This is a genomic window from Nitrospinota bacterium (assembly GCA_009873635.1).
Classification (GTDB): Bacteria; Nitrospinota; Nitrospinia; order Nitrospinales; family VA-1; genus LS-NOB.
On record WAHY01000025.1, the window covers coordinates 17657 to 23927 of the forward strand.

At 40.8% G+C, this 6271-nt stretch carries 10 protein-coding genes and 1 tRNA gene; 5 read left to right on the forward strand and 6 right to left on the reverse strand.

Annotated elements, in window-relative coordinates; all coding sequences use genetic code 11:
• Nucleotides 1-750, forward strand: a 750-nt coding sequence (locus F3741_11230; protein ID MZG31352.1) for an efflux RND transporter permease subunit, incomplete at its 5' end; no start/stop codon positions are given.
• Here F3741_11230 and F3741_11235 read toward each other — a convergent pair.
• Together F3741_11235 and F3741_11240 are read right to left on the reverse strand one after the other, a co-directional pair.
• The gene (locus tag F3741_11235; protein MZG31353.1) at nucleotides 743-1414 is read right to left on the reverse strand and encodes an RluA family pseudouridine synthase; all 672 of its coding nucleotides are present in this window, start codon (nucleotides 1412-1414) and stop codon (nucleotides 743-745) included. The genes F3741_11230 and F3741_11235 overlap by 8 nt on opposite strands.
• Nucleotides 1398-2066: a DUF502 domain-containing protein gene (locus F3741_11240; GenBank protein MZG31354.1), complete on the reverse strand. Its 669-nt coding sequence runs from the start codon at nucleotides 2064-2066 to the stop codon at nucleotides 1398-1400. The genes F3741_11235 and F3741_11240 overlap by 17 nt, the downstream gene beginning before the upstream one ends.
• A 169-nt stretch (nucleotides 2067-2235) precedes the next feature.
• On the opposite strand from F3741_11240, the gene F3741_11245 reads away from it, so the two are divergent.
• Nucleotides 2236-2308: transfer RNA gene (locus tag F3741_11245), tRNA-Ala, on the forward strand.
• Between the two features lie 79 nt (nucleotides 2309-2387).
• Here F3741_11245 and F3741_11250 read toward each other — a convergent pair.
• From F3741_11250 to F3741_11265, 4 genes are all read right to left on the reverse strand, one after another.
• Nucleotides 2388-2966 carry a tyrosine-type recombinase/integrase gene (locus F3741_11250; GenBank protein MZG31355.1) on the reverse strand — a complete coding sequence of 193 codons (579 nt, stop codon included), beginning with the start codon at nucleotides 2964-2966 and terminating at the stop codon, nucleotides 2388-2390.
• The gene (locus F3741_11255) at nucleotides 2950-3324 is read right to left on the reverse strand and encodes a hypothetical protein (protein ID MZG31356.1); all 375 of its coding nucleotides are present in this window, start codon (nucleotides 3322-3324) and stop codon (nucleotides 2950-2952) included. The genes F3741_11250 and F3741_11255 overlap by 17 nt, the downstream gene beginning before the upstream one ends.
• 30 nt (nucleotides 3325-3354) lie before the next feature.
• On the reverse strand, nucleotides 3355-3537 hold the full coding sequence (locus F3741_11260) for a hypothetical protein (protein MZG31357.1): 183 nt from the start codon (nucleotides 3535-3537) through the stop codon (nucleotides 3355-3357).
• 254 nt (nucleotides 3538-3791) lie between these two features.
• On the reverse strand, nucleotides 3792-3977 hold the full coding sequence (locus F3741_11265) for a hypothetical protein (GenBank protein ID MZG31358.1): 186 nt from the start codon (nucleotides 3975-3977) through the stop codon (nucleotides 3792-3794).
• A 667-nt stretch (nucleotides 3978-4644) separates the two neighbouring features.
• Here F3741_11265 and F3741_11270 point away from each other — a divergent pair.
• From F3741_11270 to F3741_11280, 3 genes are all read left to right on the forward strand, one after another.
• Nucleotides 4645-5340, forward strand: coding sequence for a hypothetical protein (locus F3741_11270; protein MZG31359.1), 696 nt, complete (start codon nucleotides 4645-4647; stop codon nucleotides 5338-5340).
• Between the two features lie 186 nt (nucleotides 5341-5526).
• Nucleotides 5527-5913, forward strand: coding sequence for a hypothetical protein (locus F3741_11275; protein ID MZG31360.1), 387 nt, complete (start codon nucleotides 5527-5529; stop codon nucleotides 5911-5913).
• 24 nt (nucleotides 5914-5937) lie between these two features.
• On the forward strand, nucleotides 5938-6271 hold a 334-nt coding region (locus F3741_11280), incomplete at its 3' end, for a MerR family transcriptional regulator (GenBank protein MZG31361.1).

Consider the following 6271-nt stretch of genomic DNA (forward strand, 5'->3'; position numbering starts at 1 on the left):
ATGCAGTTAGTCATCGACAAGGTTGAAAAGGAAGTATTGGTGGGAGCGAGAAATGACCTCGGTCAGGAATATGGACTGCGTATTGGTGGCTCTGCTGATGAACTGGCCTCTACTGAAAAATCTTTGATGAACAGTTTTGCTTACGCCCTGGGATTTATCTATTTGCTTCTAGTGGCTTTGTTCTCATCATTTCTCAGGCCATTTATAGTTATGCTGACTGTGGCACTGGCTGTTTCCGGCTCGTTCCTTGGAATCACCTGGAACAACCTGTATCAGCGTGGAAATATTCTTGAAATTCTCAAAGAATGGAAAATACCGAATGCCGAGGCCATGGCCGCTGACTGGAATTGGATTACCTTTGATATTCTGACTCAGTTGGGAATTGTCATTTTGGCTGGCATCGTTGTTAATAACGCGATTCTTATCGTCCATCAAATGCTCAATAATATAAAGTCAGGCATGGAGGAGCGAGAGGCTCTTCTGGTTTCCTGTCAAACCAGGTTGAGACCGATTATGATGACCGTTATCTCAAGTGTGTTTGGAATGATTCCTCTGGCATTTGGAGAAGGTGCCGGAACTGAACTTTATCGAGGTATGGGCACAGCACTGATAGGGGGGTTGGGGATTTCCACTTTATTCACCTTGTTTCTTGTGCCAGTACTTATATCCTTATTGGCAGATATGGGATTCCATACCCGAAAAGAAGACCTCGTTAAAGAATCGCTTGAAGCGCCTGTCTCCTCTAACTAGTCGGCCAGTCCTGAGGTAGTGGACAGTTGATGGTAATTTCTTCTTTGCTTGTAGGGTGATTGAAGACGATGCTCCTTGCATGCAAGGCAATTCTTCCATGAGGTAATTCAGTTTTTGCACCATACTTTTTGTCGCCTACGATTGGGTGCCCTATGAAGGAGAGTTGTGCGCGGATTTGATGGAACCTCCCTGTATGCAGTTGAATATCAAGCAGGCTGGTATTGGCCGAAGTCTCTAATACTTTGTAATCCAACCGGGCTTCTTTAGCCTCGGGTGCGGGACGAGGGAAAACAGTTGTCTTGAGCGACTTCTCTTTTTTTAAATAATGTTTCAGGATGGCTTGTTGGGGGCCTGGTGTTCCTTCTACCCGTGCCTGATAAATCTTTTGCGTGGTTTTTTTACGGAATTGTTCAGATAACCTTGACGCGCCTTTGGATGTGCGACCGAATATCACCACTCCGGAAACAGGACGGTCAAGCCTGTGGACCAAACCTAAAAACACATTTCCGGGTTTTTTATACTCTATCTTGATCCAGTCTTTAATTTTGTCCATTAGGGAAACTTCTCCGGAATCATCAGACTGGGTGAGCGCTCCGGCAGGTTTGTTGACAGCTATCAAGTGGTTGTCGAGATAGAGGATGTCAAGATCAGGAGGGTTGTTCAAGCTTCAGTCCTTTGGCTTCAACAATTTTGAGTCCCGGTGGAGTGACGATACCACCCGACACAACATATTTTATGCCTTCCTCAATGGTCATCGAAATTTCTGTGAGTTCCTCAGGAGGAGAAAAAACCAGGAACCCTGATGTCGGGTTGGGCATGGTGGGCACAAATACGTTGAGCATATTTTCCTGGGTGAGACTTTGTACCTCTCCACGTGTCTCGCCAGTCACGAAACCTATTGCCAGGAGACCACGGCGCGGAAATTCCAGCAGAACAACCTTGCGAAAAGTAGATGTGTCGGCCTGGGCTATGGAAACGACCACCTGCTTGGAACCTGTATAGATTTTTCGGACAAATGGGATTTTATCGACAATGTATTCACCAAGATCAACAATTTTCTTTCCAAAAAAACCTGTGGTCAGCCAGCCCACTAATAGAACGATCAGCAGGGTCATCACGACTCCCAGGAAGGGAATTCGGTAGCCTTCTGGAATAGGGGCGCCTATCTCGATGAGTAAACGGGTGAACACCGGTGACATGGCATCAAGGTTTCGGAGTAGAAATCGCAGGATGATCCAAGTTAGCGCGATCGGGAGGGTGATCAGCAAACCGGTGATAAATACGTTTCGGAATCTGCGTTTGAAGTTTTTAAGCACAGTGATTTCGGCAAAAAGGTGGTGTCTTGGTCTGAAAACGCTGAGTATATTATATAGAGAATGCCATGGAAGGCAATAGAAGGTCAAAGTGGAGTGGTTTTGCACTTGACAGTTGTGGGATAATCGTTAATATCAAACGGTTGTTTTAGAGGGGATAAAATAAATAAATGGGGCTGTGGCGCAGCTGGGAGCGCGCTTGAATGGCATTCAAGAGGTCAGGGGTTCGATCCCCCTCAGCTCCACTTTTGTTTATAAGGGGTTATGGCGTTTGCTGTAGCCCCTTTTTCTTTGACTGTGTCAACTTTGTGTCAATTAACGTCTTCAGCCATTTTTAACAAGTGTCATTCTTTTGGCCGGTGGATGCGTGATCTTCGAGACATAATCATGCATCCTGGTCAACTCTGGAACAGAATAATGTTCCGTCATCGACCTTCCTGATTTGTGTCCCATTAAATCTTTTCTATCTTCTTCAGGACACAAAGCCTGATTGCGAAGTCTCGTTCCTACCGTATGTTTCCAAGAATGAACATGCGACTTGGCGATATTAGGATAAATCTTTGAGGCGCGTTTTCGTGCTCTCTTAAATGCGGTGTTATAGATGTTTCCCACAGGTTTTCCTTTATACGTAAAAACATAAGTAGGATGCTCACCTCGACATTGTTCGACTACTGTTAAGGCAATATCGTTTAACACTACAATCCTATCTTCACCGTTTTTGTGCCCTTCTCCTGGTATGACAAAGTAATGGATGCCAGTCTCTGGATCCGTATAAAGCCATTCCCATTTAAGAAAAGTGACTTCCCCTTTGCGACACCCCGTATTATTAGCAAATTCTGCCATTTTTCTAAGGTGAGGAGGAAACTCATTAAATAATACAATCTGTTCACCCCAGGTCAACACATGGGTTTTTTTTCCTTGGCTTTAGCCCCAGTGCTCTGGCTTCCTTATGATTGATCTTGGGGACAGAAGCCCATTGCATAAGCAGTGGTTTGCCCCCAGGGCCTCGCCATTTTTTAGAAGCCGCATTTCCGATAGTATTAATAACCGTTAATGCGTGGTTGACGGTACCGGCAGAAAGACCGCGTTTAGCTTTATCAAGTATAAATTGCTCAAGTGGTGTTGGATCACCATATTCATCGTATCCTCGATAAATATTACTCATATTGAGTTTGCCGATATACTTTTTGAGCTTCTTGATATGAAAACAATCATCTGCGATTGTCTTCTTAGGGTTTTCCTTAAGATGTTTTGCGGCCAAAGTATTAAAGTCATACTCTGGAACCTTTCCTTAGATAACCTGATCGGTCACCTGTTTAACAAAGTTTGCCCGGATCAGTTCCGCTGCTTTTTCATCATCTGTGCCAGTACTTTGTCTAACTCGTCTTCCGTGGATGGTGCCTTCGATATACCAGCTGGAAGAACCCGGTCTTTTGCTGAGTTTAAGACCGGAGTTTCTCGATTTGCGTCCCATAATATAGCTTCATCTCCTTTCCTTGCGGGACGCCCGTTGCGTTCCTTTATTATATCAGCACGGGCGTTAAGATCATATATATCGTAGACAATGCCAGCCTGGGCTGAAGAACCAAGCCATATCTCTGTGAAATAGGGCCTTATGATCTTGTCAAAGGTTTGCCTGGTAACTCCAAAAAATCTCGGGGCATCTTTTTGGCGAACGAATCTGGGTTGGCTAAAACTCATCATTAAATAAACAAAAACTAGGTTTCACTAATCAACAAGGCTAATCAGTTTTTTCAGGTTTCTTCTTACTTCCATGGATCTCTTTCTTTGCCGAATCGCTTCAGCAGAACGCCTTCCATGTTTCCAGTTTGTTTTTCTGCTCCGTTCCAGACCTTCCTTTGTCTTAGGATCAGTACTTTTACCTCCATGTAGGCGGTATCTCCCATTTGGCATCGCAGGACCTAGGCAGGATGATTTCTTCCTGGTTTTGCTCCACATCGTGGTGACTTATTTGCGTAGAAAAGTCCCTTCACCCAAGTGGGAACATGGGGTTTATTGGCACTTTTCATCATTTGACCCCTGGGCTTAATGACCCGTCTACCATTGCTTGTCCACTCCACCTATCTCCTCAAAGGCTTTTATGAATGCTGATTTGAGAGTAGTGAACTTGTTCTTTGATCCCACTGGCCGACCATTTGGGTTGCCAGATGATCCTTGGACAAATCTTCCAATAGAATTTCTGTTATTTTCTGGATTCTGAGACATTTATTTACTCCCATGGGGGTTTGTATGTCTTTTTAATTAACTTTCAAATTTAGAGACTTTTTATAGTTTTTTTAGTGGTTACCTGATCGGCAAAAACAAAATATTTAGAAATAGTTCTAGATATCCACTGTTTCCATCCCTAAATTTCTACTATTTTATGCTTAATATCTTATTTATATAAATACACAGATCAATTATAACTAATTAACTATCAATTATTTAAACTAATAACTAGATATATTTATAGATAATTTTTCTATTTTTCTTGACAAAATATGGATTTATGTCTATATTTAATGATTATTATCATTTTTTATTTATACAATAATCTATATTTTAAAAAGGAGATATAAAGATGAAAACGAAAAAAAGGTTTTTGGCATTATTTGCAGCTACAACGATGGCGACTTTTGTTGCTTCCAATGCAATGGCACACTCAGCTCACGATCATTCCACTGTTTCCTATAAGTGGGCATTATCTAAAAACCTAAAAGCCAAAATTAATAAGAGACTTAATTCTTCTAACCCGACCTCTATGATTGGCCTAAGTCATTTAGAACAGAATAAGCTGCAACATTATGACATCAAGGTTGGGAACAAGTTTAATACTGAAATGAGTGGAATCAACTTTTTGGTAAAAAGAACTTCTGCGGGTATGAAAATCGTTAAAGCAAGTCGAGCTAGTAAAGTTGCTTATACAGATCAAGTTCCAATAAAACAAACTAATATTATTTCCACTGCAAGCGTTAACCAAAAGTCTCATGTTGGCCATAATCATTCATATCTTCCATATGAATGGACTTTTAGCCTGGTAACACAAGATAAGATTTTTAGAGCAATGACTAGAGATGATAAAAATGCTTTTATTGGTCTTAATTCATTTGAACAATCAATTTTAAAAGAATATGACATTAAACCTGGAAATACTCTTCATACTACGATTAAAGGGCATCAATTCATGATTGAAAAGGCTTCTTCTGGAATCAAAGTCATCAACCATACGGGACTCCAAGACATAGCCATGGTTATTCATGATAATGAAAATTTATAAAAAATTAAAACTAAGTGAAAGTTATGAATACCCAACAAGCTATAGCACATCATAAGTATTCAAAGTTAGACGGTATAACAATATTCTTATTATTGATTTTGCCTTACTTTTCCTACTTATCATTCGGTATTTTGTTTTTATTGTTTTCTTTTTATATATCAAATAATTAACCAAGGAGATATAATCATGAAGAGAGTTATTGGGATTGGACTTATTGTGGCTATTTATATCTGCATGGGGATGATAGCATCAGTTTTTGCTGGAGCAGATTACCCTTCTTCAAAGACCAGAAGTTATACTCCTATGCATCAAACCGTCCTTGAGCCGGGGTGGATGTCAAGTTGTAGCAAGGACTTTGTGGTTGAAAATATAGACAAAGACTTTGCTTTAATCGAAATAACCATTGGTAAAGATGGAAAAGTTTCAGATTCCATTAGCCCTTGGGATAAGCGTGGGTACAACCTAATTGAAAAAATATCTTTTTTGAAACAGTTAGGGAATACTGTAGATATTGACGATGTTTCTGTGATTAAAAATACTAGCAACGACTCTAGAATAAGCATTCATTGTTAATAATAGCTAACCGAAAGAAAAATAATGAAATCGATTAATACGCTACAAGGCTACCTTTCAATCGGCGAGCTTTCAGAAATGACCGGAATAGGAGTTCATACGCTGAGAGTGTGGGAAAAAAGATACGGAGCACCACATTCTCAGCGTCTTCCTTCTGGACACAGAAGATATCCAAAAGAAGAAGTTCCTCGCTTAAAAGCGATAGCAAGTGCCCTTGAATCAGGATATCGAGCGAGTAAAGTTGCAACGGCTACAATAGAAGAGCTACAGGGTTTGATGGGTTTAGCAACCTTTACTCAGTCAAAATCAGATTCTTATTCACAAAAACAAGAAAAACTCTCATTTGATAAAACGGTGG